Annotated in this window: 17 protein-coding genes; 8 read left to right on the forward strand and 9 right to left on the reverse strand. The window is 43.5% G+C overall.

Going from position 1 to position 26,212, the window contains the following annotated elements; translation table 11 throughout:
* Window positions 1-247: 247 nt before the first annotated feature.
* Complete coding sequence (locus V7K67_RS01435) at window positions 248-1,579, forward strand: P-loop NTPase fold protein (RefSeq protein ID WP_334733255.1); 1,332 nt, start codon at window positions 248-250, stop codon at window positions 1,577-1,579.
* On the forward strand, window positions 1,555-6,717 hold the full coding sequence (locus V7K67_RS01440; RefSeq protein WP_335164945.1) for an nSTAND1 domain-containing NTPase: 5,163 nt from the start codon (window positions 1,555-1,557) through the stop codon (window positions 6,715-6,717). The genes V7K67_RS01435 and V7K67_RS01440 overlap by 25 nt, the downstream gene beginning before the upstream one ends.
* Before the next feature lie 530 nt (window positions 6,718-7,247).
* Here V7K67_RS01440 and V7K67_RS01445 read toward each other — a convergent pair.
* The 5 genes from V7K67_RS01445 to dnaJ all read right to left on the reverse strand — a co-directional run bounded on the left by V7K67_RS01445 (window position 7,248) and on the right by dnaJ (window position 12,711).
* Entirely contained in the window at window positions 7,248-8,837 is a 1,590-nt protein-coding gene (locus V7K67_RS01445) for a glycoside hydrolase family 57 protein (protein WP_334733247.1), read from the reverse strand.
* A 529-nt stretch (window positions 8,838-9,366) separates the two neighbouring features.
* Window positions 9,367-10,128 carry a Uma2 family endonuclease gene (locus V7K67_RS01450; RefSeq protein ID WP_334733246.1) on the reverse strand — a complete coding sequence of 254 codons (762 nt, stop codon included), beginning with the start codon at window positions 10,126-10,128 and terminating at the stop codon, window positions 9,367-9,369.
* A 71-nt stretch (window positions 10,129-10,199) separates the two neighbouring features.
* Window positions 10,200-11,327, reverse strand: coding sequence for a small ribosomal subunit biogenesis GTPase RsgA (gene rsgA, locus V7K67_RS01455; RefSeq protein WP_335164948.1), 1,128 nt, complete (start codon window positions 11,325-11,327; stop codon window positions 10,200-10,202).
* Window positions 11,324-11,581 carry a sulfurtransferase TusA family protein gene (locus tag V7K67_RS01460; protein WP_179067213.1) on the reverse strand — a complete coding sequence of 86 codons (258 nt, stop codon included), beginning with the start codon at window positions 11,579-11,581 and terminating at the stop codon, window positions 11,324-11,326. The genes rsgA and V7K67_RS01460 overlap by 4 nt, the downstream gene beginning before the upstream one ends.
* Window positions 11,581-12,711, reverse strand: a complete 1,131-nt coding sequence (gene dnaJ / locus V7K67_RS01465) for a molecular chaperone DnaJ (protein ID WP_179067212.1) — start codon at window positions 12,709-12,711, stop codon at window positions 11,581-11,583. The genes V7K67_RS01460 and dnaJ overlap by 1 nt, the downstream gene beginning before the upstream one ends.
* A gap of 226 nt (window positions 12,712-12,937) precedes the next feature.
* Here dnaJ and V7K67_RS01470 point away from each other — a divergent pair, with 226 nt between their 5' ends.
* Window positions 12,938-13,153, forward strand: a complete 216-nt coding sequence (locus V7K67_RS01470; RefSeq protein WP_179067211.1) for a hypothetical protein — start codon at window positions 12,938-12,940, stop codon at window positions 13,151-13,153.
* A 116-nt stretch (window positions 13,154-13,269) separates the two neighbouring features.
* On the forward strand, window positions 13,270-13,527 hold the full coding sequence (locus tag V7K67_RS01475) for a hypothetical protein (protein ID WP_335164950.1): 258 nt from the start codon (window positions 13,270-13,272) through the stop codon (window positions 13,525-13,527).
* 140 nt (window positions 13,528-13,667) lie between these two features.
* Here the strand turns inward: V7K67_RS01475 and dnaK are convergent, their stop codons facing one another.
* Entirely contained in the window at window positions 13,668-15,626 is a 1,959-nt protein-coding gene (gene dnaK, locus V7K67_RS01480) for a molecular chaperone DnaK (protein ID WP_334732665.1), read from the reverse strand.
* Between the two features lie 260 nt (window positions 15,627-15,886).
* Entirely contained in the window at window positions 15,887-16,627 is a 741-nt protein-coding gene (grpE, locus tag V7K67_RS01485) for a nucleotide exchange factor GrpE (protein WP_334708305.1), read from the reverse strand.
* A 455-nt stretch (window positions 16,628-17,082) separates the two neighbouring features.
* Between grpE and V7K67_RS01490 the strand changes: the two genes are divergently transcribed.
* From V7K67_RS01490 to V7K67_RS01505, 4 genes are all read left to right on the forward strand, one after another.
* A complete protein-coding gene (locus V7K67_RS01490) occupies window positions 17,083-19,086 on the forward strand; it encodes a GspE/PulE family protein (RefSeq protein WP_334732647.1) in 2,004 nt (667 codons plus the stop codon).
* 90 nt (window positions 19,087-19,176) lie between these two features.
* Window positions 19,177-20,304, forward strand: a complete 1,128-nt coding sequence (locus V7K67_RS01495; RefSeq protein ID WP_334708307.1) for a type IV pilus twitching motility protein PilT — start codon at window positions 19,177-19,179, stop codon at window positions 20,302-20,304.
* Window positions 20,305-20,408: 104 nt separating this feature from the next.
* Window positions 20,409-21,632, forward strand: a complete 1,224-nt coding sequence (locus tag V7K67_RS01500; protein ID WP_334708308.1) for a type II secretion system F family protein — start codon at window positions 20,409-20,411, stop codon at window positions 21,630-21,632.
* Window positions 21,633-21,761: 129 nt separating this feature from the next.
* Window positions 21,762-22,325, forward strand: a complete 564-nt coding sequence (locus V7K67_RS01505) for a hypothetical protein (protein WP_334732648.1) — start codon at window positions 21,762-21,764, stop codon at window positions 22,323-22,325.
* 295 nt (window positions 22,326-22,620) lie between these two features.
* Here the strand turns inward: V7K67_RS01505 and V7K67_RS01510 are convergent, their stop codons facing one another.
* Together V7K67_RS01510 and V7K67_RS01515 are read right to left on the reverse strand one after the other, a co-directional pair.
* The gene (locus V7K67_RS01510) at window positions 22,621-24,132 is read right to left on the reverse strand and encodes a radical SAM/SPASM domain-containing protein (RefSeq protein WP_335164953.1); all 1,512 of its coding nucleotides are present in this window, start codon (window positions 24,130-24,132) and stop codon (window positions 22,621-22,623) included.
* Window positions 24,125-26,086 carry a tetratricopeptide repeat protein gene (locus V7K67_RS01515; RefSeq protein ID WP_335164955.1) on the reverse strand — a complete coding sequence of 654 codons (1,962 nt, stop codon included), beginning with the start codon at window positions 26,084-26,086 and terminating at the stop codon, window positions 24,125-24,127. The genes V7K67_RS01510 and V7K67_RS01515 overlap by 8 nt, the downstream gene beginning before the upstream one ends.
* Between the last annotated feature and the right edge of the window lie 126 nt (window positions 26,087-26,212).

The following is a 26,212-nucleotide window of genomic DNA, read 5'->3' on the forward strand; positions in this document are numbered from 1 at the left end:
GTAGCTTATTTAATATTAGAGATTTTTGCTATTTGTACTTATAGTAGTATTTCTGCTTACTTAAAATCAAATATCAGCATTGCTATGTGTTATATCCAACATAAGATATGAACAATTATCCGGAATGCTGCTAGTTTAGTTAGTAGTTTGATTGAAATGTACTTAAATTAAGGGAGAAATTCCCTAAAATCAATATATTTATCTAGTAAATTTTGTCATACCCATTCCTGAGTGAACTTGATTAGTTATGCTCCTAGATTTAGAAAGATTTTATCAGGCTTGCAATCCGAGCAGACCTCTAATTATAGGAAACCCTAGCGATCGCCGATACTATATCGATTTTGCTGCGGTGCGGGGTGGCAAAATCATCGAAGCCTTGCAGCGTACGATCGCTCGAATCTCGCCAAATGCTCCAACTTGTCAGCTATTTACCGGACATCTCGGCTGTGGAAAATCAACGGAGTTGTTACGGCTGCAAGCTGAATTAGAAGTGGAGCAATTTCATGTAGTTTACTTTGAGTCTACCCACGTCTTAGAAATGGCTGATGTGGATGTGACTGATATTTTGTTAGCGATCGCTGGACAGGTAAGTGAAAGCTTGGAAGCGATGAAAATCAGGCTCAAACCTACCTATTTTACCAAGTTGTTTGGTGAAATTGTCGATTTTCTGCAAACGCCAATTGAACTTGGGGTAGAAGCAGAGTTATCTGTAGGAATTGCCAAAATTACAGCTAAAACTAAAGAAAGTCCCCAATTGCGGCGGCGGCTAAGAGATTATCTAGAACCGCGAACAGCAAATATTTTACAGTCAATTAATCAAGAATTGCTAGAACCTGCCAACAAGGAGCTAAAAGCCAGGGGGAAAAAAGGACTGGTAGTGATTGTTGATAACTTGGATCGAGTCGCAATTAGACCTTTACCATCGGGGCGATCGCTGCCAGAATACTTATTTATTCAGCGTGGTGAACAATTACGCAAACTGAATTGTCATGTAGTCTACACTATTCCCCTAGCCTTGACTTTCTCCAACGATAGCGCCGAACTACAGCATCGTTTGGGGGGTGGAGTCGCACCAAAAGTTTTGCCGATGATACCTGTACGTCTACGCTCTGGCGAGATTTTTCCGCAAGGGCTAACAATGTTGCGGCAAATGGTACTAGCTAGAGCTTTTCCAGACATTTTACCTAGCGATCGGTTAGGCTTAATTACAGAAGTGTTTGATAGTCTAGAAACCTTAGATCGATTGTGCCTGATTAGTGGTGGTCATGTACGCGACTTACTAGGGTTGCTGTTTGACTGTCTGCGAGAACAAGATCCACCCTTTGAGCGGGAGTGTGTCGAATTGGTGATTCAAAGACAGCGAGATTACCGAGCTAACGCCATCGATCCCCAGGAGTGGGAATTAATCTTTCAGGTGGTGCAACAGCAGAGAGTTAGAGGTGATATAGAATACCACACTCTCTTGCGAAGTTTGTTTGTATTTGAATACCGCGATCATCAGGGAGCTTGGTTTGCCGTCAACCCAGTTTTAGCAGAGACGGAAAAATTTAAATCATGGTTGAACGACACCCACAAGTAGATGTCAGAGCAGCTAATGAGCGTGCTTTGCGGAGTTTAGGTAGAGCAATTACCCTTTCTAGTGGTCAATTTTCTCTAGTTTTGGTGTGCTGCAATTATCGAGCTTTGCAAGAGCGAATGCTGCAACGACTCGAAGAACTCTCTTCAGGAGTACACCAAATTCTCAAGGTAGTTCTGCCGCATAATGCTAGAAGTCTTTACACAAGTATTCATTTACAACTGCTAACCGAAGCTAATCCGCCATCGGCGTTGATGATTTTGGGTTTAGAGTCAGTAGATGGAATCGACGATTTACTGAGGTCTATCAATCATATTCGGGATGAATTTCGCAAACGTCACCCATTTCCGATGATTTTGTGGGTGAATGAAGAAATATTGCCAAAGATAGTCCGTTTAGCACCAGATTTTGCTAGTTGGGCGGCGACACCGATTCGGTTTGAAATGACAACTCAATCACTGCTGCAATTTCTGCAACAGGAAACTGACTCTTTATTTGCTACGGTGTTACTAAGTGATGCTGCACAACAACAAAATCTGCAAGTTGCAAAGCATTATGCCACTGTGGAGCAAGTCTGGGAACATAGCTATGAACTCCACTTTGCCATTAGAGAGTTGCACAATCGTGGTATTACCTTAGAGCCAGAATTATACGCTAGTTTAGAATTTGTTTTTGGTCTAGATAATTATATTAGCGATCGCATCAATAAAGCTTTAAGCCATTTTCAGCAAAGCTTACAAGTTTGGCAAAAGTTGGCGGAGACAGAGGAAGCAGGGGAGCAGGGGAGCAGGGGAGCAGGGGGAGATGAGGGGGTATTTTCTTCATTTACGCCTCCTAATCGCCCATCTCCACTACTGCTGCGACAGGGAATTTTGCTGTTTTATATTGGGCTGTGTTATTGCCGTTTTGCAGAGCAAAATCAAACAGAAAACCGTCGCCATTGGAATACAGCTAAATCTTATTTTCAGAAGTGCTTGAATATCTTGCAGGTGGCTGGGCGTTTAGATATAGTGGCTGGATTTATTAATCAACTTGCAGAGGTTTTGCAATATCTGCAAGAGTGGGAAGAGTTGCAGACTGTTGCTCAAAATTCTTTGGAGTTACATCAAACTTATGGTAGTCAAATCCAATTAGCTTGTGACTACGGTTTTCTAGCGCAAGTGGCTGTACAGCAGTCGCGGTGGGTACAGGCAAGTATCTTAGCACACGTATCACTGCTGAAATTAGGTGAAGCGCAAAAGCACAACGACCCTTATAACTGCTTGTTTCCATTATTATTGGGGCAAATTTACTATTTAGTGTTGGCGAAGGCACAGCGAAATTTAGGTGAGCTAGGAGTTGCTCGTGAATATTTAGACAAGGCCACAAAAGAACTCCCAGCAGCCTTAGAAAACAGTGCCCATCAATACGATGCCCATCGTTATATTCGCTTATTGCGGACACTGCGATCGCTATATTTTGAAGAAGGGCGTTATCTGGAAGCCTATTGCATTCGACAGAAACGGCGTTCTGTTGAGCAGCAGTATGGTTTTCGGGCTTTTATTGGCGCAGGACGCTTGCAACCCCAAAGACAGGCGACAAACCCAGCATTGATGGCACCTTCTGGAAGTAGCACCGTTGCTTTAGAAATTGCTGCTTCTGGTCGGGAGCGTGATATTAATAACTTAATTGGCAGAATTAGCCGCGCCGATCAAAAGTTGACGGTGATTCATGGACAGTCAGGGGTGGGTAAGAGTTCTACCGTCACGGCGGGTTTAGTTCCAGCACTGCAAAATCGAGCCATTGGCGATCAAATAGCCGTGCCTGTGGTACTGCAAGTTTACACCGATTGGGCGCGGGAATTAGGGAAATCTTTAAGTGAGGCGATGTCTAGTGACACATCCCTTGCCATTTATGCCGATCTTAAGCCAGAGGCAGCCATTGAACCAGAAGTTTTACCCTACTCTGACACACCTATTACCATCCTCAGAATTTTACGACAACTAAAAGAAAATGCTGACAACCATCTGATCACAGTTTTGATTTTTGACCAGTTTGAAGAATTTTTCTTTGGTTATAGCGATCGCAATCAAAAGCAAGAGTTTGATAAATTTATTAGCGACTGCCTGAATATACCCTTTGTCAAAGTTATTCTTTCCTTGCGAGAAGATTATTTACATCGGTTATTAGACTTTAAACATCTTTCGGCATTGGAAGCGATTAATAATAATATTCTCGACAAGCATATCCGCTACCAATTAAATAATTTTTCGCCAGAATATGCTAAAGCAATTATCCGAAAATTGACCGAGCGATCGCAGTTTAATTTAGAACCGGCTTTAATTGATGCCTTGGTTGAAGATTTATCAACAGAATTTGGAGAAGTCCGCCCCATTGAATTACAAGTTGTGGGAGCGCAAATTCAAGATGAACGCATTACTACACTAGAAGAATATCAGCCATATAGACCCAACAAACTCATTGAGCGATATATTAAAGAACTGATTAAAGATTGCGGACCAGAAAACGAACGAGCCGCCTTACTTGTCTTATATTTATTAACAGATGAAAGCAACAACCGACCTTTTAAAACTCGTGCTGAGTTGGCGACACAGCTAGCAGAATTAGAAGATGCTGGCAAATTAGATTTAGTGTTAGATATTTTAGTGCGTTCCGGTTTAGTAGTTCTCTTTCCTGATGTCCCAGAACGCTATCAACTGATTCACGATTATTTAGTAGACTTGATTCGCTACCTGCAACAACAAGAATCGAGCTTACAGGTACAACTTAATCAACTACGCTACAAAGTAGAACAAAGTAAAGCTGAGATTGAGCGACTTAAAAGCGAACTCCAAAATAAGCAGCGTTCTAAATTCGTAGTTCCTCATACTCAACCAGGATTAGATTTATTAACAGAATTGCGGGAGTTACAAAAGCGGGAAGAATTAAGTCAGTTAGAAATTGAGCAATTGCGAGCTCAACTTAAAGAAAAAGAGTTAACAGCTAAACTTGCAGAAAGTCAAGAACAACAAAGGCTCAGTGAAGCTAAATTAAATCGTTCGCTGAAAATTGCCCTAACTGCTTCCGTTCTCGCCATATTAGGATTAAGTGTTTCCATAGTCACAGCAGTAGATAGCGAGATTAAGACCCTGAGTGTATCCAGTGAAGCCCTCTTTGCCTCGCAGAAAGGTATTGATGCCTTAAAGGAAGGTTTAAAAGCGGGGATAAAATTACAACAAACAGTCTGGGTAGATTCCTATACAAGAGAGCAAGTGCAGACGGCGCTTTATCAAGCAGTTTCGGGGGTAAGAGAGTATAACCGCTTAGAAGGGCATATATCTGGTGTGAATAGTGTTATATTTAGCAGCGTTCCCCCTTGGGGTTGGCGGAGCCATCGCTCTTTAATTGCCTCAGCCAGTGCGGATAATACAATCAAACTCTGGCATCCCGATGGTAGCTTAGTTAAAACCTTGTCGGGGCATGATGATGTAGTCAATAGCATCAGTTTTAGCCCCGATAGTCAAATCCTTGCTTCCGCCAGTCAAGATAAGACAATAAAACTTTGGAGTCGAGAGGGTCAACTGCTTGCGACTCTATTAGGGCATCAAGCTGTAGTAAATAGTGTCAGTTTTAGCCCTGATGGTCAGATTATCGCTTCGGCAAGTACCGACAAGACGGTAAAACTGTGGAGTCGGGAAGGGAAATTACTCAAAACTTTGCAGGGACATAATCGTGCAGTTTTGGGTGTCGCTTGGTCAACCGATGGTCAAACCCTAGCTTCTGGAAGTGCTGACAAGACGGTAAAATTGTGGAGTCGGGACGGTAAGCTGCTCAAAACCTTGCAGGGACATGAAGATGCCGTCAAAAGTGTAGCTTGGTCGCCCGATGGTCAAACTATTGCTTCTGCTAGTTTAGACCAGACAATCAAACTGTGGAATCTGAACGGTAAGCTACTGCGAACCTTATCGGGGCATAGTGCTGGAGTTACCAGCGTCACTTTTAGCCCCGATGGTAAAACGATCGCTTCTGCAAGTACCGACGAGACAATCAAACTTTGGAGTTCTGAAGGTGTGTTGCTGGGAACCCTGAAGGGGCACAATAATTGGGTGAATAGCGTCAGTTTCAGCCCAGACGGTCGCACCCTTGCTTCTGCCAGTCGGGACAAAACTATTAAACTTTGGCATTGGGACGATGTGTTACTGCGAAAGCCCAAAGCCGATAATGATGACTGGGTTACTAGCATTAGTTTCAGCCCAGACGATCGCACCTTAGCAGCAGCAAGCCGTGATAAAACTGTAAAACTTTTCAGTCGAGACGGTAAACTTATCCGTACATTCACAGGGCATAAAGGTCAAGTTTGGGGCGTTAGTTTCAGCCCCGACGGTCAAGTAATTGCCTCGGCTAGTAAAGATAAAACGGTAAAACTTTGGAGTCATGACGGTCAATTACTCAACACCTTACAGGGTCATAATGATGCCGTCTTGGGTGTAGCTTGGTCGCCTAATGGTCAAGTAATAGCTTCAGCTAGTAAAGATAAAACAGTCAAACTTTGGAGTCGTAACGGTCAACTGCTCAACACCTTGCAGGGACATCAAGATGCGGTGAATTGGGTCAGCTTTAGCCCAGATGGCAAGTTGCTAGCCTCAGCCAGTGATGACAAAACCGTGAAAATCTGGAGTTCAGATGGTAAATTGCTATACACATTAACTGGTCATATCCGCCGGGTAAATGGGGTTGCTTGGACACCTGATAGTCAAAGCATTGCTTCAGTTAGTATTGATAGCACAGTGAAGATTTGGAGCCGAGACGGTGAATTGCTAAATAATCTCACGGGAGATGGCGATAGTTTCATCAGTGTGAGTTTTAGCCCCGATGGCAAGACTCTGGTAGCCAGCAGTGATGACAACGTGAGGCTTTGGAACCGAGAAGGGACGTTGCTGATTGCTTTGAAAGGTTATAAGGATGAGTTAACCAGCGTCACTTTCAGCCATGACGGCAAAACTTTGGCTGCGGGAAGTGCTAACGGTACAGTGATTGTACAGAATTTAGCAGATATCCAACTAGAAAAATTACTGGCGCAAGGTTGCCATTTGCTCCATGATTATTTGCAGACTAATCAAAAGGTAATGAATAGCGATCGCGCCTTGTGTTCTAGTAGGTGATAGCCTATTTGATTATCGAATTTACTTTTTACTTTTGCCTTGTTGTACTATACTGCAAACGGCTAATATCTGGACTTTACAGGATAGTATAAACTTCAGAGGGAAAACTTGAACAAAAACTTTGCGTACCTTTGCGTTTAACTCAGCGAACCTCTGCGTTTAAAAGTAAAATTCCTAACCGTTTTTAGTACAATAGATAAGTGAATTTTAGATGCGATTGGAGATGGAACGAACAATGTGATCTGTTAAATTTCAACAAGCACAGAATCCGATATCTACGACGGGCTACGCACTTCCTGTAACCGAGTCTTTTTTGATCGCAATACGGTTCGGATAAGGTTTTTTGATGACACGCCCTAGCCCTAGATCACAAAGACGCGATAAATTGCCGTCTTTACAATAATCAGTCCTTTGTAGAGACGGCGATTTATCGCGTCTCTTGCCTTCTAATGACTAAATCGGCGGCTATTCCTCCTATCCCTTCAAAGACTGGGATTCCCGCCGATTTTTGTTGATTACTCTGTGTGAAACTATAGCGGACGGTAAACACGATAGTTAATTTCGGGGAAGATATTATCCATTAACTCGACTTTTTCCAGCCAACCACTATCAATTTTGCCCACTTTAACATCTTCATAGAGCTTGTTGAACCGCATCAGGTGCGATCGCGTCCGTCTGACTGCATAGGGTACCATAGTTCCTGTCCGCATAATAAATGCCCAGTCGGAAGATTGTGCTAATAGCACTTCCCGCGCAGCTTGGTTCAATGCTTTCAATCCCAACTCATCCTCTGGTTCCAGATGCGAGATTTCAATCATCCGTTCAGCGGCTTTATGCAAATGCGGATAAATCCACGCATTCGTTTCATTCAACCAATACTCGTGGAAACCCTTGAAACCCCAACTCGACTGCGAAGGACGACAGACTTGCTGCGTTGGCTGCTCACGCAAATAGTCTGCTAAATGGGTCATTTTATATGTTCCTTGGTCATACCACGACTTACGGAATAGGTAATCGATAAACCAAGGGCCTTCATACCACCAATGTCCAAATAACTCTGCGTCATAAGGCGAAACGATAATTGGCGGACGCTGCATTATACCATAGAGATGCTCAGATTGCTGCTCTCGATTATACATAAAGTTAGCAGCGTGTTCTGCTGCCTTTTCCTTAGCCCAATAGGGATCGTAAAGCGCCTTATCTGACAGCCCTAAGCCACGCCCCGTAATTTTGTGATACTTAATACCCGTATTTTTCCGTTGACCATTGGGCATGATGTAGGGCTTGATGTACTCATATTCTGCTTCCCAGCCCAAATCTTTGTAAAATTCTCGATATTCCGCCGCCCCAGGATAGCCCACCTCAGAAGACCATACCTGTTGGGAAGATTCATGATCTCGACCAAAGACAGCAACACCAGTTTCCGTATAAATTGGGGCATAAGTGCCAAAGCGCGGACGGGGACGGGCGTAAAGGATGCCATGTCCATCAGTGAGGAAGTAGCGTAATCCAGCATCGGCTAGCATCCGGTCTAAACCTTCATAGTAGGCACATTCAGGCAACCAAATGCCTCTAGGTGCTTGTCCAAAGGTTTGCTCGTAATGTTCGCAGGCTACCTGAATTTGCGCCCACACTGCTTGCGGATACATTTTCATCAACGGTAAATAGCCGTGAGTTGCGCCGCAAGTGATGATTTCCAGGTTGTTACTGTCTTGGAACTTCTTAAAAGCAGTCACCAAGTCACCGCCGTAGCGTTCCCATAGCTGACGTGCTTCGCTAAACTCAGTAGCGTAATGTTCGGCTAAATAACGAAGATGCCCGTTGTTGAGATTATGTTCTGCTTCTAATGCTATAAGTTCTTCTAGTTGGGCTAAGTGTGCTTCATAGCGTTCTTGAAGCAGAGGATCGCGAAGCATCGACACTAGAGGTGGTGTCATACTCATCGTGATTTTAAAGTCGATACCGTCTCGCTTTAAGCCTTCAAATACTTTTAATAAGGGGATGTAAGTTTCTGTGATGGCTTCATAGAGCCATTCTTCCTCCAGCACGTAGTCACTTTCTGGGTGACGAACGAAGGGCAGATGTGCGTGGAGTACAAGCGCGACGTAGCCGATAGCCATAGTGATTTTGGGGTGATACTTGTAAGTTGAAGGTCGAGAGGTTTGGCTGAAATTAACAATATTTTAAGACTTTATGGGGATCGTAAGAGTAGTTAATGATTTTTTCTCAATCAATGCTGTCAGCAGAACGCCAAGTTTTTGGATCTTCCCTACCTATACTGCAATACGCTTGGGTTAAGGCTAAAACTCTTTGTCAAATTCAATTTTTTTTAACGTAGACGCGGAGCGGCTTGCCGCAGGCTACCGCCAAGGACGCAAAGGACGCAAAGAGAAGAAAGAAATGCTTAACTGAACTGTATTGACCTATACTGAAACTTTAGTTACAGCAGTTTTCATGTATTTGAACCACATCTTTCGTAGGGGCAATTCATGTAGATGCGAACGCGAGTACGTCTCCAAGAGTTGCAGCATGTCAAATTGTTAAACCCTGCACAGCGGAGGACAACCAGGCGAGTTCCCCCTGAGGCGAGAAGCTCTAAAGTTGGGGCATTATTTTCCCATGACTAGTTTAGAGATAAAATTCTATTTTTCAGAATATTTGTTCAGGATCAATACCTGCGGCTCGTAAGCGTTCTGCTAATATTGCAGCCCGTTGACGTTCTTGCTCTAACTGTTGATTTGCTTGCTCTAACTGTTGATTTGTTTGCTCTAACTGCTGATTTGTTTGCTCTAACTGCTGGTTTGATTCTTCCTCTGGCAACATCACCAGCAGTCCATCTGGCGTAAAAAAGCGTAATTTGCCCAAATATACTGCCAAATACAGCCCTAATTGCTGACTCCACAACCAACCTGACTCAGTGGGTACAAGTTCTTGGTATTGCCCATCAACTATGTGAAATCCCTGTAATTCTAGGTTGTTTGGGTCAAACCAAAAGTAATCTGGAGTGCGAAAGGTATTCTGGTAAATTTGCTTTTTCAAACCTTTATCAACGGAGGCAGTGGAATTAGATAATAGCTCAATAATTACATTGGGGTATTTGCCGTCTTCTTGCCACACAACCCAACTTTTGCGGTCTTTTTTTTCTGTATCTAAAACCACAAAGAAATCGGGGCCTCGAAATTCTTCTGACTTTTTCTGGTTGGGACTGAAATAGATCGTGAGATTGCCGGTAGCATAAAAATCCTGCCGATCGCGCCACCACCATTTAATCAGGCGAATCAGTAAATCAATTTGTTCGCGGTGTAAATCAGATTCCAAGGGGGGTTCGTCACTATAAATATCGCCTGGTGGGAAAATTATACTCTCAGTGACAGCTTCTAAACTAGGGGTGGTGGCAAGGGGCTGAGACATACAAGATAGTTTTTCTATTTGTATCCATGCTATCGTGACCGAGTTTTGCATAGAAGTGCGCTCGCACTCCTTTATTCCTCATCCCGATATAACTCTTGCAAGTCTTGTAACTGAGTCTTCCGAGAAATTCGGCGATATTTTTTACTTTCTAGCTTGGGTTCGTATTGACTCTGCCCTTTGCCTTTGCTTTTGCTTTTTAACTTCATGGTAGATTCTGGATCGGCTTGTTCGTGTACCTGTGTTTGATGAGCGATCGCCGCGTCCAAAAATTCTAAATAATGTTCATATCGTTCCCAGTCTCCCCGCACCGCACATTCAGGCTCGTCTCGATGCAGACAATCACTAAACCGACAGCTAGCAACTGCTAACCGCTTTCTGGCTTCTGGGAAATAATGGATTAATTCTTCTGGGATACAATCCATATCCGGCTGATTAAAGCCAGGAGTATCCGCAAGCATTCCACCCTTAGGTAACTCAAATAATTCTATATGGCGAGTGGTATGACGACCACGAGCTAATTTGCCAGAAACTTCTCCGACTCGCAGCTTGGCAGAGTCAATCAGCGTATTAATCAGGCTGGATTTACCTACGCCAGAAGGCCCAGCAATGACAGTAATTTTATTGCTCAAATATCTGGCGGCTTGCTCAGTATTTATACCATCTTTAACACTGATAAATATTGGTTGATAGCCCCAGCCAAGGAGGCGATCGCTAACTTGTTGCTGTTCCTGCGGTGAAATTAAATCACTTTTATTCAAGCATAAAAGCACATCTAAATCAGTAGACTCAGCTTTAATCAGAAACCGACTCAGCTGATAAGGTTCCAAAGGCGGATCGGCTACGGCAAATACCAATAGAATTTGGTTGACATTGGCGATCGCTGGACGATCTAACTCACTTTGGCGGGGTAAAACCTCCGCGATCGCACCCCGTCCCCCAGCCCAATCTGGCTCTTCTACCACAACGCGATCACCTACCATCACCTGTTGTCCAATTTTTTTCAGGCGTGTTCTCCGAGTACAAAGCAGCAGAGGGGGATAAGAAAGACTAGAAGGATCTTGCTCCTTCATCCCCCTCATCTCCCTCATCTCCCTCATCTCCCCATCCTCTTCATCCAGCTGCACTCGGTAAAAATTAGCCTGTACAGCCACCACCGTACCCAATAACTGTCCAGTTGCGGCAAAATTTTTCCCTGTCATTGGCTAGCAACTGGACGACGCACTAGCAGAGAAAAATAACTAGTGCAATCTGTAATTTGTTCCACCTGATAACCTGCCATTGTCAAACTATCAGGAACCTGCTCAATCGGCTCACCTGGGTCTAGCCAGACTTCTAGCAAACCTCCCAATGGCATTTTCTCCAGACGTAATTTTGTCCGCACGAAATTAATCGGGCAAGGGGTGCCGCGTAAATCAAGTTGAGCATCGGGAGTTGAAACAGAAGAGGGCTTCATCACTTAAATAAATTTCCCAAGAATCCTTCTAGACCACCTTTACCAGTGCGATCGCCCTTAATTTTAGCCAGCTTCTCTAATAGTTCCCTCTCCTCTGGGGTGACTTTATTGGGAATATCAATTAATACGTTCAGCATGTGATCCCCACGACTGACGGGATTACCCAAGCGGGGTACACCGCGATTTTCCAACTTCATCACCGTATTGGGCTGAGTTCCGGCTGGAATAATCAGTTCCACTGGGCCATCTACCGTATCTACCTCTAACCGACAACCTAAAATCGCTTGTAGGTAGCTAACTTTGATTTCCGAGAGAATATTAATGCCATCCCGTTGGAATTCCTCGTCCTCATTCACGAACAAGTAAACGTACAAATCCCCAGGAGGTCCGCCACGTTGACCGGCATCACCTTCACTAGAAATTCGTAAGCGTGTGCCATTATCCACCCCTGCTGGAATGGTAATTTTGAGTTTCTTTGTGACTTGATTTGCGCCCTTACCATCACAGGCATCACACTTATCTTCAATTACCATCCCGGTTCCATTACAGGTGGGACAAGTTGATACTTGGGTGAAACTGCCAAAAGGTGTTCTCGTGACACGGCGTACTTGACCCGATCCACTACAAGTCGAACAAGTGCGAGGCCGGGTTCCAGGTTTAGCACCAGAACCGCTACAGACTTCACAATTTTCTAGATGGGAAATGCGAATTTCTTTTTCGCCGCCAAATACTGCTTCCCGAAAGTCTAACTTCAGGTCTAGCCGCAGATCATCGCCCCTCGCAGGCCCACTGCGTCGTCTTTGTTGCGTGGGATTACCCATACCGCCAGCAAAGCCACTAAAAATGCTTTCAAAGATATCGGCAAAACCACCCATATCACCGACATCTTGAAAGCCCGCACCAGCAGCACCAGATACACCCTCAGGGCCAAAGCGATCGTAACGAGCGCGGGTTTCTGGTTCCGAGAGTACCTCGTAAGCGCGGTTAATTTCTTTAAAGCGATCCTCCGCTCCCGGTTCTTTGTTCACATCTGGGTGATACTTCCGGGCTAAACGGCGATAGGCTTGTTTGATTTCTTCTTTGTCGGTGTCACGAGAGACACCCAGGATTTCATAATAGTCGCGGGCCATATAGCAAAGGTAAAAGTTAGAAGGAAGAAAGCAGAAGTCAGTAGAAGATCACGGTCACTTGCTACCCTACGGAAAAGTGTTTTGCCTACAGATGTGCAAGAGCAACACAGTGTCCTTTAGAGGGTGGCTTGCCGGAGGTCAGACAGAAGATAAAATTAATTTTTGTTAATAAATTGATTTTACCCTTTAGCTTTTACAAAAATCACCGACAAATCTTGAATAACAGGTGCTTTCCTCGTGGGAGACGACAAAAGCTATAGAAGTTAAGAGCAGGGGAAGCCTTTGCTCAGACTTCTCACTGCCGAGTCGGCTGTCTCTTTTACAATTGTGCTACGTAGCAGAGGAAAACCCCGCCCATCAACCAGATGGGCTAGCCGCACCATTAGGTGTGGAAAACCACCCTTATGCAATGGAAGTACATCTAAACTGGCACACTGCCTAGCGCAAAGTAATTAGCTTCTACAATCTAGCAAACCCCTGGGGTCTTGTGAAACTTCGCTAAATATTTAGATATATTAAAATCCCTTAATTAAAATTTGCAACTTAGGGGATTGGGGATTGGGGACTGGGGACTGGGGATTGGGGACTGGGGACTGGGGATTGGGGATTGGGGATTGGGGATTGGGGATTGGGGATTGGGGATTGGGGACTGGGGATTGGGGACTGGGGACTGGGGATTGGGGATTGGGGATTTGGGATTTGGGATTTGGGATTGGGGATTTGGGATTTGGGATTTGGGATTGGGGATTTGGGATTGGGGATTTGGGATTTGGGATTTGGGATTTGGGTACGGGGTCTGAAGAGTTACAGGTGTAGAGGAGGAAAGGGTTCAGAGAAGAGGAATTTTCGCTCTGCGTTCCCAGTCCCCAATCCCCAGTCCCCAGTCCCAAATCCCCAGCCCCCAATCCCCAATCCCCAATCCCCAATCCCCAGTCCCCAATCCCCATGCCCAACCCCTAATCTATCGCCTCATAATCAGCCTGTGCAGTACTTTCTTCGTCAAAATCAAAGTTGAATTGTGGTATTAGTGTACCGTTCATTGGTGAATCTACTTCTGGCGTAAAAAGACTAGCTGAATCCTTCTCAATCTCATCACTTTGGCTGTTAGCTCGGTTGTAGACATCGGCACCAATTGCAAACAGGGTTTGTTGGAAGTCGTCTAAGCGCTGCTTAAATTCCAGTGTGGAAATGCTGGAGTCAATCATTGCCGCTTGGAGTTGGGAAACTTTTTCACTGGCCAAGGTTTTTATCTGGTCGCCGATAAAGCTGCTATTGTCCTTGATGGTGGATTCGTAACTGAACAACAAATTATCTGCTTGGTTTTTGAGTTCAACCAGTTCTTTACGTCTTCTATCTTCTTCAGCAAACAGTTCGGCCTCTTGGCGCATCCGTTCGACTTCGTTGGTACTCAAACCACCTGTATTGGTAATCCTGATACTCTGTTCTCTACCAGTACCTTTATCTTGAGCAGAAACCTTCAGGATGCCGTTGACATCGATTTCAAAGGATACTTCAATTTGCGGCACACCACGGGGCGATGGGGGTATTCCGGCGAGCAAAAACTTGCCGAGACTCTTGTTATCTCGTGACATTGCCCGTTCACCTTGGAGGATGTGAATTTCTACTGAGGTTTGCCCATCAACGGCGGTGGAAAAAACTTGTGACCGACTCGTAGGGATTGTGGTATTGCGTTCAATGATTTTGGTGAACACTTCACCCAAGGTTTCAATTCCCAAGGACAGAGGGGTAACATCCAGGAGTAAGAGATTATCGACTTCGCCATCCAATACACCTGCTTGGATAGCCGCTCCTAATGCTACGGCTTCGTCAGGGTTGATGGAGCGATCGGGAGCTTTGCCGTTGAAAAACTTAATTAGCGCGTTTTGAACTGCGGGAATGCGCGTAGAACCACCTACCAAAATAATCCGATCTATGGCTTGTGGTTTGAGATCGGCATCTTTGAGCGATTGGATCAGTGGTTCGATAGTCGCTTCAATTAATTTCGCGGCGAGTTCTTCAAATTTAGAGCGGCTGAGTTCCATTTCCAGATGCTTTGGCCCGGTGTCATCAGCTGTGATAAAGGGCAAATTGATGGAGGTATTCACCATGCTGGAGAGTTCAATTTTTGCCTTTTCCGCTGCTTCTCGCAGGCGTTGCAACGCCATTTTGTCTTTGGAAAGGTCGATTTTCTCTTGTTCTTGGAAACGTTCCATCATCCAAAGCACGATCGCATTATCAAAGTCGTCTCCACCCAAGTGGTTATTACCACAAGTTGCCTTAACTTCAAAAACGCCATCCCCAAGTTGTAGGATCGATACGTCGAAGGTACCGCCTCCCAAGTCAAATACTAAAATTAGCTGCTCTTGGTCTTGCTTTTCCAATCCAAAAGCTAAAGCCGCAGCTGTTGGCTCATTGATGATTCGCAGTACTTCTAGTCCAGCAATGGTGCCAGCATCTTTAGTTGCTTGTCTTTGGGCATCTGTGAAATATGCGGGTACCGTGATCACTGCTTGAGTTACTTCCTCACCCAAGAAGTTTTCGGCATCCTGCTTGAGCTTTTGCAGGATCATGGCAGATAATTCTTGTGGCGTGTAGTTTTTTGAGCGAATTTGGACATCAACGGTCTCATCTCGACCTTTGATACAGTTGTAGGGGACGCGATCGCGTTCTACTTCAGTTTCTTCCCAACGCCGCCCGATAAATCGTTTAATACTGTAAATTGTGTTCTCAGCATTGGTTACGGCTTGGCGCTTTGCCAATTGACCAACCAAGCGATCGCCACTTTTCCCAAATCCCACAATACTTGGAGTAGTTCGTCCCCCTTCAGAATTGGAGATCACCAGTGGTTGACCGCCCTCCAAAACTGCGACGCAACTGTTAGTAGTGCCTAAGTCAATCCCAATAACTTTTCCCATATTCGCCAGTATTTTTACTGATTTATTCTGCTGTAATATGTCGCGGGCTAACTTTTTTTCTAAGAACAAAGGCTAGCTCAAAACTTCAGCATCTAGAAGTGTGGAAGATAGGGGAGCAGGGGGAGCAGGGGGAGATGAGGGAGTCAATTTCTCCTCATCCCCCTCATTCTCCTCATCCTCCTCATCCCCCTCATCCTCCCCTGATGCTCACCTCTGCTAGAACCCAGGCACTTCAGGTCAGCGAGGCGAGCGATTACAGCTTAACTGAAGGCTTGACTCGACTGATCTTCTGGTGCAGCAGGGCTATCTTCCTTGGGAGCAGCTACTTTGACCATTGCATGGCGTAGCACGCGATCGCCCAAGTAGTATCCCCGCACTAACTCTTCTAACACTGTTCCTTCAGGATGTTCATCCGTAGGTTCCCGCATTACTGCTTCGTGCAGGTTAGGATCAAATTCTTGATTTTCGGGACGCATTGGTGATACACCCAAGCGCTTCAGGCTATCTACTAATTGTTTGTAAACGCCTTGGTAACTTTTGTGCATGGTCATTTCGCCATCAGATTGCGGTTTGAGGTGCGATCGCGCCCGCTCAAAATTATCGACCACTGGCAGCAATTCCAAAATCGTATTCCGCTTCACCTGCAACTCTAGGTCTTCTTTTTCTTTACTAGTGCGTTTCCGGTAATTCTCAAAATCAGCGGCAATCCGCATATATTGAGTACTACGCTCCTCTAGCTGCGTTTTGAGGGACTCGATTTGTTGAGTCAGTTCTGCTAAAGCTGCCCTGTCCACTTCAGTTTTCTCGGTTGCAGCAAAGCTATTTTCTGGATTGATAGTAGCCGTATCTCCTGTTTGGGCTGCCACTTGCTCTGTCACCTCGCTACCAGATTCATTGAAATTAATTTGGGCTGGGGAGTCACTCATCATTGCTTGCTTTACCTCTGTTGGTTCACCCAATTGCTGGCTTGTATTGTTTATCTGTTTATTTTCATCGATCATTGTCCATTCATTCCAGATTCTATTTATGGCAGTGTATCTCCACAGCTTGCAGCCGTCGTCATCCACGACTTACCACTGGGGATGATTTTGTTGCCGACAAGTTCCTGGAAGTGATTTAACCGTCCTCTTATTGTGACAAATGGTGAACACGTTAGCCCAGACGCTACGAAGGCGGGAACCCGAACGAGTAGGACTGGGTACTGGGTACTGGGGACTGGGGAGATTGGTAAATAGATCCGCGCTGTAGGGGTTTAGTAAAAGGGCGGTTAGAAACCACGTCTACACAGGCTAAACCCACGGAGGTGGGTTTAAAACACTCAATTTTTCTTTAGTCCGCGCAGGCGGACTTTGTTTGTGTAGCTGCGAATTCTATTCGCTTTTTTGGGAAATGAGAATTCTATCTCCCAGGCTGGGAATACTTGAAGTAGAGGTTTCCCCAAATCAATTGCTCATTTATGAACTCGTCACCACAACGGCGCAGTACCGCTCTAACTACCAGAACAGAGTTTTCGCCCTTTGGCAATAAGCTAGTGCAATCTGGCTATGTCAATACCGAACAGATGAGGCAGGCACTAATTGAAAGCCGCAAATCTGGCAGACCCTTAACGGAAGTACTAGAGTCAATCACTGGGCAACAACTATCGCCTGAGTTGCTCAGGCAATACAAAAAACAGCAGCTATTTGAACTTAAAATCCTATACGGAGTTGAATTCCTCGATCCTGAAGTCAATTCCGTTGGCAACACGATGATGGGGAATCTGATTGAAACTCTCATCCCAGTGGATATCTGTCGTCGCCATCGTTTAGTACCACTGTCGAAACACGAAGACCAAACCCCACCCTCAGTTTTAGTGGCGATGGTCGCTCCAGATAATCTAGAGGCTTCCGATGACCTGAACCGCATCTTGCGCCCCCAAGGCTTGGCATTGCAGCGGATGGTGATTACCCAGGAAGACTACCAACAGCTAATCAACCAATACTTGGATGAAATGGCTGTTAAGCAGAAGCACCTAGATCAAGAAAAGTTTACAGATATTAATCAGGATTTAGAAAACCTCGGAAATCTCGATATTTCTGATGCTCCTGAAGAAATGGAGGCTGATCTAGGGGCAGCGATGAAGGGTGCGGAGGATGCCCCAGTCATCAACCTAGTTAATAGAATCCTGGCTAAAGCCTTGCATGAAGGCGTTTCTGACATTCATATCGAACCGCAAGAAGAAAATTTACGCATTCGCTTTCGCAAGGATGGCGTACTGCGTGAAGCTTTCGATCCCCTACCGAAAAAAATTATCCCGGCGGTGACAGCCCGATTTAAAATCATCTCCAATCTAGACATTGCGGAACGACGTTTACCCCAAGATGGACGTATCCGGCGGATGTTTGAGGGGCGCAAAGTAGATTTCCGGGTGAATACCTTACCCAGTCGCTACGGGGAAAAGGTGGTGCTGCGGATTTTGGATAACTCCTCTACCCAACTGGGATTAGATAAGTTAATTACCGATCCAGAGACTTTACATATTGTCCAGGATATGGTTAGCCGCCCCTTCGGTCTAATTTTGGTAACTGGGCCAACTGGTTCTGGGAAAACAACCTCGCTGTATTCTGCACTCTCAGAAAAGAATGATCCCGGAATTAATATCAGTACTGTAGAAGACCCAATTGAGTACAGCCTTCCAGGGATTACTCAAGTACAGGTGATTCGGGAAAAAGGGCTGGATTTTGCTACCGCGTTGCGGGCTTTTTTACGACAAGATCCAGATGTGCTACTGGTGGGTGAAACGCGGGATAAAGAAACAGCAAAAACAGCTATTGAAGCTGCCTTGACCGGTCACTTAGTATTAACTACCTTACATACCAATGATGCCCCAGGTGCGATCGCTCGTCTGGGAGAAATGGGGATTGAGCCTTTCATGGTTTCTAGTTCCCTAATTGGTGTTCTAGCTCAACGTTTGGTGCGGCGGGTCTGTTCTGAATGTCGTATTCCCTACACTCCTACAACCGAAGAACTGGCTCGTTATGGTCTATCAGCTTCCTCTGATGTCGGAGTCACCTTCTATAAAGCTAACACCTTGACATTAGATGCGATCGCCGAAGCCAAAGCCAAAAATCAGCTTTGCCCAAAATGTAATGGCGGCGGCTACAAAGGGCGTTGTGGTGTTTATGAAGTTATGCGAGTCACCGAAAACCTGCAAACTCTCATTAACGAAGATGCACCCACAGAACGCATCAAGGAAGTGGCAATAGAAGAGGGGATGAAAACCTTGCTGGCTTACAGTTTAGACTTAGTGCGCCTTGGTTCTACCACCCTAGAAGAAGTAGAACGGGTGACATTTACTGATACTGGTTTGGAAGCCGAATTAAAAGCCAAACGTAAGACTGGACTTACCTGCCGGAGTTGCCAGGCCACATTGAAACAAGAATGGCTGGATTGTCCTTACTGTATGACAGCTCGGTTTTAAGACTAATAGTCATTGGTCATTGGTCATTGGTCATTGGTCATTGGTCGATTGACAAAGAACAAATAACAAATATTAAAAGGAAGCAGAATTATGGAAATGATGATTGAAGACTTGATGGAGCAATTGATTGAATTGGGTGGCTCGGATATGCATTTATCCGCAGGTTTGCCTCCCTACTTCCGCATCAGTGGCAAACTCACCCCCATAGGTGAGCATGTATTAACAGCCGATCAATGTCAAAGGCTAATTTTTAGTATGCTCAACAACACCCAGCGTAAAACCTTAGAGCAGAACTGGGAGTTGGATTGTTCTTATGGTGTTAAGGGTTTGGCTCGCTTTCGGGTCAATGTCTATAAAGAACGTGGTTCTTATGCTGCTTGTTTACGGGCATTAAGTTCTAAGATTCCTAACTTTGAAAAATTAGGTTTGCCAGATATCGTGCGGGAAATGACAGATAAGCCCAGAGGGCTAATTCTGGTGACAGGCCCTACAGGTTCCGGCAAGACAACGACACTAGCGGCAATGATTGACTTAATTAACCGCACCAAAGCAGAGCATATTTTGACGGTGGAAGACCCAATTGAATTTGTCTACGAACCAATTAAAAGCTTGGTTCACCAACGGCAATTGGGGGAAGATACTAAGAGCTTTGCTAATGCTTTGAAAGCAGCTTTGCGGGAAGATCCAGATATTGTTTTGGTAGGGGAAATGCGCGATTTGGAAACGATTTCCTTGGCGATTTCCGCAGCAGAAACAGGACACTTGGTATTTGGTACGCTACACACCAGTTCCGCGGCACAAACGGTTGACCGGATTATTGACGTTTTCCCCCATGAAAGACAAACCCAGGTGCGGGTGCAACTGTCTAACTCGTTAGTGGCGGTATTTAGCCAAACTTTGGTGTCCAAGAAAAGCCCTAAACCTGGTGAGTATGGTCGGGTAATGGCTCAAGAAATTCTGATTGTTACTCCAGCTATTTCTAACTTGATTCGAGAAGGCAAAACATCTCAAATTTACTCAGCTATTCAAACTGGTGGCAAATTGGGGATGCAAACTCTGGAGAAGGTTTTAGCCGATTTTTACAAATCAGGAACCATTTCCTTTGAAGCGGCGATGTCTAAGACTTCTAAGCCAGATGAAATCCAACGTCTCATCGGTACTTCTGTACCACCGCAGGCAGCAGGTGCGAAACCTGGTGCGGCTGCTAAAGCTCATTAAAGGAAGTAGGTAGATGAGGGGGATGAGGGAGTGAGGGAGAAGAATTAATAACCAATGCCCAATGCCCCATGCCCAATTAATAACAACTATTTTGAATTTATTTTATGCCAAACTTCGTTGCCCGTGTTCGGGATTCGCAAGGAAACTCTCGAACAGAAAAAATTGTTGCTGAATCCTTGGTACAAGCTCGGACTAATCTCAGAGATCAAGGTTTTGTAATCCAAGAACTCAAACAATCTCAGGGATTTCAGCCAGATGTTGCCTTCAAAAATTTCCAGAATTCCTTAATTAAGGTTTCTGTGAAAGACAAAGCCGTTTTTTCGCGTCAATTTGCCGTTTTGATGAATGCGGGAGTTGCGATCGTTAGAAGTCTGGGGGTACTTGCCGATCAGTGTAGTAATACTAAACTGAAACAAGCCCTAGTTGAGATTAGCACCGATGTTCAAAGCGGAATGAATCTTTCAGAGGCAATGCGGAAGCATCCTGACTGTTTTGATGGATTATATGTGAGTATGATTCAAGCTGGCGAAGTTGGTGGTGTTCTAGACGAAGTATTGAATCGTTTAGCTAAGTTGTTAGAAGATGTTGCTCGTCTGCAAAACCAAATCAAATCAGCATTATCTTATCCAACGGTCGTGGGTTTTATCGCAGTTGCGATCTTTCTTGGCATGACCATTTTTCTGATTCCGATTTTTGCCACGATTTTTACGCAAATTGGAATCTCATTACCACCTCTAACGCAATTCTTGATGGATGCTAGTAAATTTTTGAGAAGTCCGAGTGCTTTCATCCTTCTCGCTGCTCTCATAGGACTAAAATTTGCCTATGGAAAATACGCTCAGACTCCTGTTGGTCGCATAACAATTGATCGTCTTTCCCTCAAAATGCCGTTGTTTGGTGACTTAATTCAAAAGTCTTCAGTTGCCCGCTTTAGCAGAACTTTTGGTTCTTTGACTCGTTCAGGTGTACCAATTTTAACTTGTTTAGAAATTGTCCGAGATACATCAGGAAACCAAGTAATTGCCAATGCCATAGATGCAGCCCGTATGGAAATTCAACAAGGAGGTATGATTAGCATTGCTTTACAAAAAGATGCCGTTTTTCCGGCTATGGCAATTCAGATGATTAGTATCGGAGAAGAAACTGGAGAATTAGATGGAATGTTGATGAAAGTTGCTGATTTTTATGAAGATGAAGTTGAGCAAGCAGTAAAAGCAATGACCAGTATTTTAGAACCGGTGATGATTGTAGTTCTAGGGGGAATGGTTGGAACCATTTTGCTAGCGATGTATCTACCGATGTTTGCGGTATTTGAAAAGCTGGGATAAAGGATTAATAGTTAGGAGTTAGAAGTGAGGAGTTAGGAGTTAAAACTTTCTATTTCTAAACTGTTAACTCTTAACTTATTAATTTTATTCTTAACTTATAACTCCTAACTCCTCACTATTTAATAAATTATGACTGTGCAAAAATCTCATTATGAAGCGAGTTTGGCAGAGTACAGCAATCATCTAGCTGCGATCGCCTTACTAAAGCAATATCGTCCATACTTAGAGATGATCCCCAGTCTGCGTCGTCCAGATGAAAGCGTCATTACTATACCCTTGCCAATTGTCCGTCTTCGCAACACTGCTACAACAGCCACACAAACAATTTGCTTACCCTGTGATGTGGCAATTTTGATGTGCGATCCTGAGTGGAAAATCAAAACTGGAGCCGAAATTTTAGTTTTTATTCATCGTGCTAACGAAGACTTTTCTGATTTATTAGGACGTTGGCGACAAACCCAAGTTTACCTAGATAATGATTATGAATGGTTGATGCCTCTCCGTCACAGTCATATTTTGAGTGAGGGAGCTAATACGATATATCCTCTGTTTGTCGTTTTTAGTGAGACTGTAGAACGCATCCCAAGAGGCCTGGTGGGAGCCGAACTCCCATTTATTATTATGCAAACACCAGATTCACTGCTTGAGGAGAATTTCACAGAAATTTTCTCTTCAGAAATTCCACCAGCTTAGAAAAAGTTATACCAAAATAAATACCACTCCCAACCAAGCTACTACGATTAATCCGGAATGTATTATTTTAGGAGAAAATGCTACAGTACCACTTAAAGATATGACTTTATTAACTAAAGGAGAATTTAAAATTGAATATCTAGAGGGCAATGAATGGAAATACGCAGCTTTTAGAGTACCAGAAAAAGAATATCATTAGCAACCTGCGAACAATAAATTTTTCCACATATAAGCGCTATATAGGACTACTATTCCCATGCTCCCGTTGAAGTAAGAAGTAAATGTCTAGACAAGTTTAGTATTTATATAGCAGGTAACTATATTTTATCAGGCGTAAACCCTCTAGTCTGAGAGCTTCAGGATAGAGAGCTTTGTAAATATTGCAATTTGGCGATTGAATATCGTAACGGCCTGTAGCCTTAAACGTTGCCAAAGAACAACCACCTGTACACCAATATTTCCACTCACATGTACGACAGCCTTCTTTTTCCTCAACTGACAAATTCTGAATACCTACTTTATCTTGTCGCACAACACTTAAAGGATCTTCAGTGGCAGATGAAGATATAGTTTTATGTAGCTGCATCTGGCATTTAGCAATTTGCCCTTTGTAATCAAATACGAGATAGCTTTGCCCAACTCCACAAGTTCGTTTATGAGGAGAAGATAAGTTAGCACGATCAATCAATGAGCCTAGTAAACTTCGATTAGGTAATTTCAATTCAATAACTTTGAACGCTGCCAACATTCCCTCAATCAGCCGAGATTCTTCTAGTTGCAAGTCTTCGTAAGAAGCTGAAAGTTCGTTTTCGCGATAGAAATTTAAACTAAAGGGTAGATTATTTTCCAATATCCATTCAATAAGAGCGGGTAATCCTTCTGCGTTCCGCCCACTAACTGTAATGGAAATATCTGGTATAAGACCATTTTGCAAAGCAATTTTAATACCTCTTTCAACATCTTGAAACGATCCCTTTCCGCCTGCATAAGAACGTTGGATGTTGTGGAAATTTGATAATCCATCTAGTGAAATCATGAGACGCAGATTCAATGCTTGCAGCATCTCAATAATCTCAGGTGTAATCAACGTTCCATTACTGAGAACGACTCCATCTAATATAATGTCTGTTTCTTTGCTAAGGGATTGAGCGTACAAATGGAGATCCTTAATTAAAGGGGAACATAGTAATGCCTCTCCTCCTGCATACTTCAGTTTGACGCGGCGGTAATGATTTAAAGTTGCAGAGCGAAATATAGATTCAATAGCTGCTTTACCTATATCTATTGACATATCCTTTGCGACATGAGGGAGGTAGCAGTAATCGCATCTTAAGTTGCAGCGATCGGTGATATGTAACCATGCTGTTAAAGTTTCTGGTATTTCATTTAGGTTAAATGAGTAATTATTATTAGGTGCTATCAAACGTGCTTGATACAGTTCCTGAATAGCTGTCTGTAAATCTGTTGAATCAATAAGAAGATTCTCTATTGCAATATCATCTAATTTCTGAGGATTTGTAAATTTATTTAGTAAATATATTGCTGATTGATTTAGAACTGCTACTTTATGATGAGTACCATAACAGATAGAATAAGTATCATCTAGATTCATCATCTGCGAGTTAGGAACTCTTACAAACTCTGTCTCCAACATCCCCAGAGATAATCGGATATCTGAGCTTAATTCTGCTAAAGGGGATAAGTCACAGGCACAATCCCCTCCATCACAGTCGCATTGCCCAGTTGGTACATAGGTAGAATTGAGAGAAACTAAAATTTGGGGTCGATCAATTTTTTTACTAAGCATGAGAAGATGGCTGTTTTGTGGCACGTATTCTAGTCAGGAACATTTGTTGATCGCACCATTCCTTAAGGGCTTTATGATCTTTCCACTGAGATTTTAGTTGTTGAATCAGAGTTTTAGAAAGTTCTATAGGCAAACGTTCAATTTTCTTTTGGAGTAGATTTAGCTCATGTTTGATTGAATACGGCCCGAAACCTCCATGTTGAAAGATTTTGGGTATTCCTTGAGCATATTTACTAAAAGCAAAATCGTAGTTCGCTTGTTGAAATGCAACATCACCTTCTATCCGTAATATACGACCAAAGTATAGTGTATGAATATTTTGATAGGATTGGAAGCGATCGCTAAGTTCTTGTGCATAATCTGAGATCCGGTTGTATGCTTTTGCATAATAATCAAACTCAGCTTTACCTACCAGGCTATCAATGGCATATCGCGTGTCATTGTATTCTAGACTAGTCTGATAAGACCGTTCATTGAATTTTAGAGCTTGTTCTTGCAACGTGCGATCGCACCTTTGAAACCCAAGATGCCAATAGACACTAGCAGTTTGGTGCAAAATTCCAGGTAATTCCTCTTCAATTCCGTATTTCTCTGCCAGTTTCAGGCTTTCTTCTAAAGCATCTTGAGCAAGACTTAGTAGATTGAGATCCCATTCTACCTGTGTCACATCCCAAACCGCTTCATTTACTACCTCGGCACTAAACCACTGATTTAAGCCTAGTTGAAAGTATGCCCTACACAATATTCGATTATCGTTTTCCTTATTGTCGCAACGGCTTAAGGCTCGTTCAAGTAGCTGTTTAGCTTTAATATAATTACCATTATCTATCGAAATAGTAGCAGAGGCAATTTCGGCGTGGGCTATTTCGCGTTCACTCTCAACACTCGACCACATATCAATAGCAGCCTTAAAACACTGTTCAGCCTTTACGTAATCTTTTTCTCGTCCGTACAAGAATCCCAAGTTATTCTGAATGCTAGCCATAACTAGAGTTAAGCCTTTGTTAGGAGTGTCAACTTCCATAGCAGCATCCCAACCTAGTTTGTAATATTTTTCAGCTTCCTGAAAGTTGTTGAGTTGTCGATAAAGATAACCAACTTGGTTAGCTACAGCAGGAATAGCAGATGATAGTTTCTTCCCTTGAACTAGGGCTAAACACTTTTGCTGATATTTCAAGGCTTCGTCATAAAGATGTAACTTGGTATTCAGCATTCCTAAGACATTGTAAATATCTGCTTGATGAGAAGAATTAGAAGATTGTTCAGATAGCATTACCTCTAACTTTCTCACCTCATTTTCTGTTTTACTCTTGTCTTGAAGGTCGTGAGCAATCTTGGAGTCAAAAATAATCAGTTCAGATTTTTGATCGGGGTTTAAATCTTTTTCAAACTCTTTCGCAATTGTCACTAGTTGTTTGACAAAGCTAAATTTCTTAGCTTGACGGCGTATCCTATCAGTCACTTCGCGCCAAGTTTCAAAGCCTATTATCGGGTCAGCGTATAAAGCATTCCATAGCCATCGCCTAGTATTGAACTCCCGGTGTTGTTTAGCTTCTTCAATCAGAAACTCGATATTAGTAAATTTATCAGAATTATCAGAGTGACGTTGAATCTCTAATACCCTTTTGTCTGGGCCTAGCTGATAATCTTTTTGCTCGAAATATTTAGCAGCAATCCGACTATCTCGTTTTCTCCATTCTTCATCGGGGTCAATATCTGTCCATACATATTTCTCAACCAAGTCTCGCACAATATCATGCAATGCTATTTGATAACCACCCATTACTGGTTTGATAAAAAAGTAACTCTGTGCATCAATAAATAATCTTTGAGCATCTTCTATAGATATTTCTAATAAATTAGCAATATCAGAGATATCTAATGGGTAGGTACGTGAAAGCAATAAGGTTAACCTATCCATTGATGTCTGAAGCTGTGTAATATGTCGAACCATTTCAGCTTCAAATCCACCAGTTTTTTGTAATCTATAGGAATCCTATTTGATTTTTGAAAAAACTCCGTACATTTTAAGAGTGGCAAAATCAAAGGTAGTGTGTCGAATAAACCATTCAAACATCCA

Origin of the sequence: Nostoc sp., from assembly GCF_036917155.1 — a bacterium.
Classification (GTDB): domain Bacteria; phylum Cyanobacteriota; class Cyanobacteriia; order Cyanobacteriales; family Nostocaceae; genus Nostoc.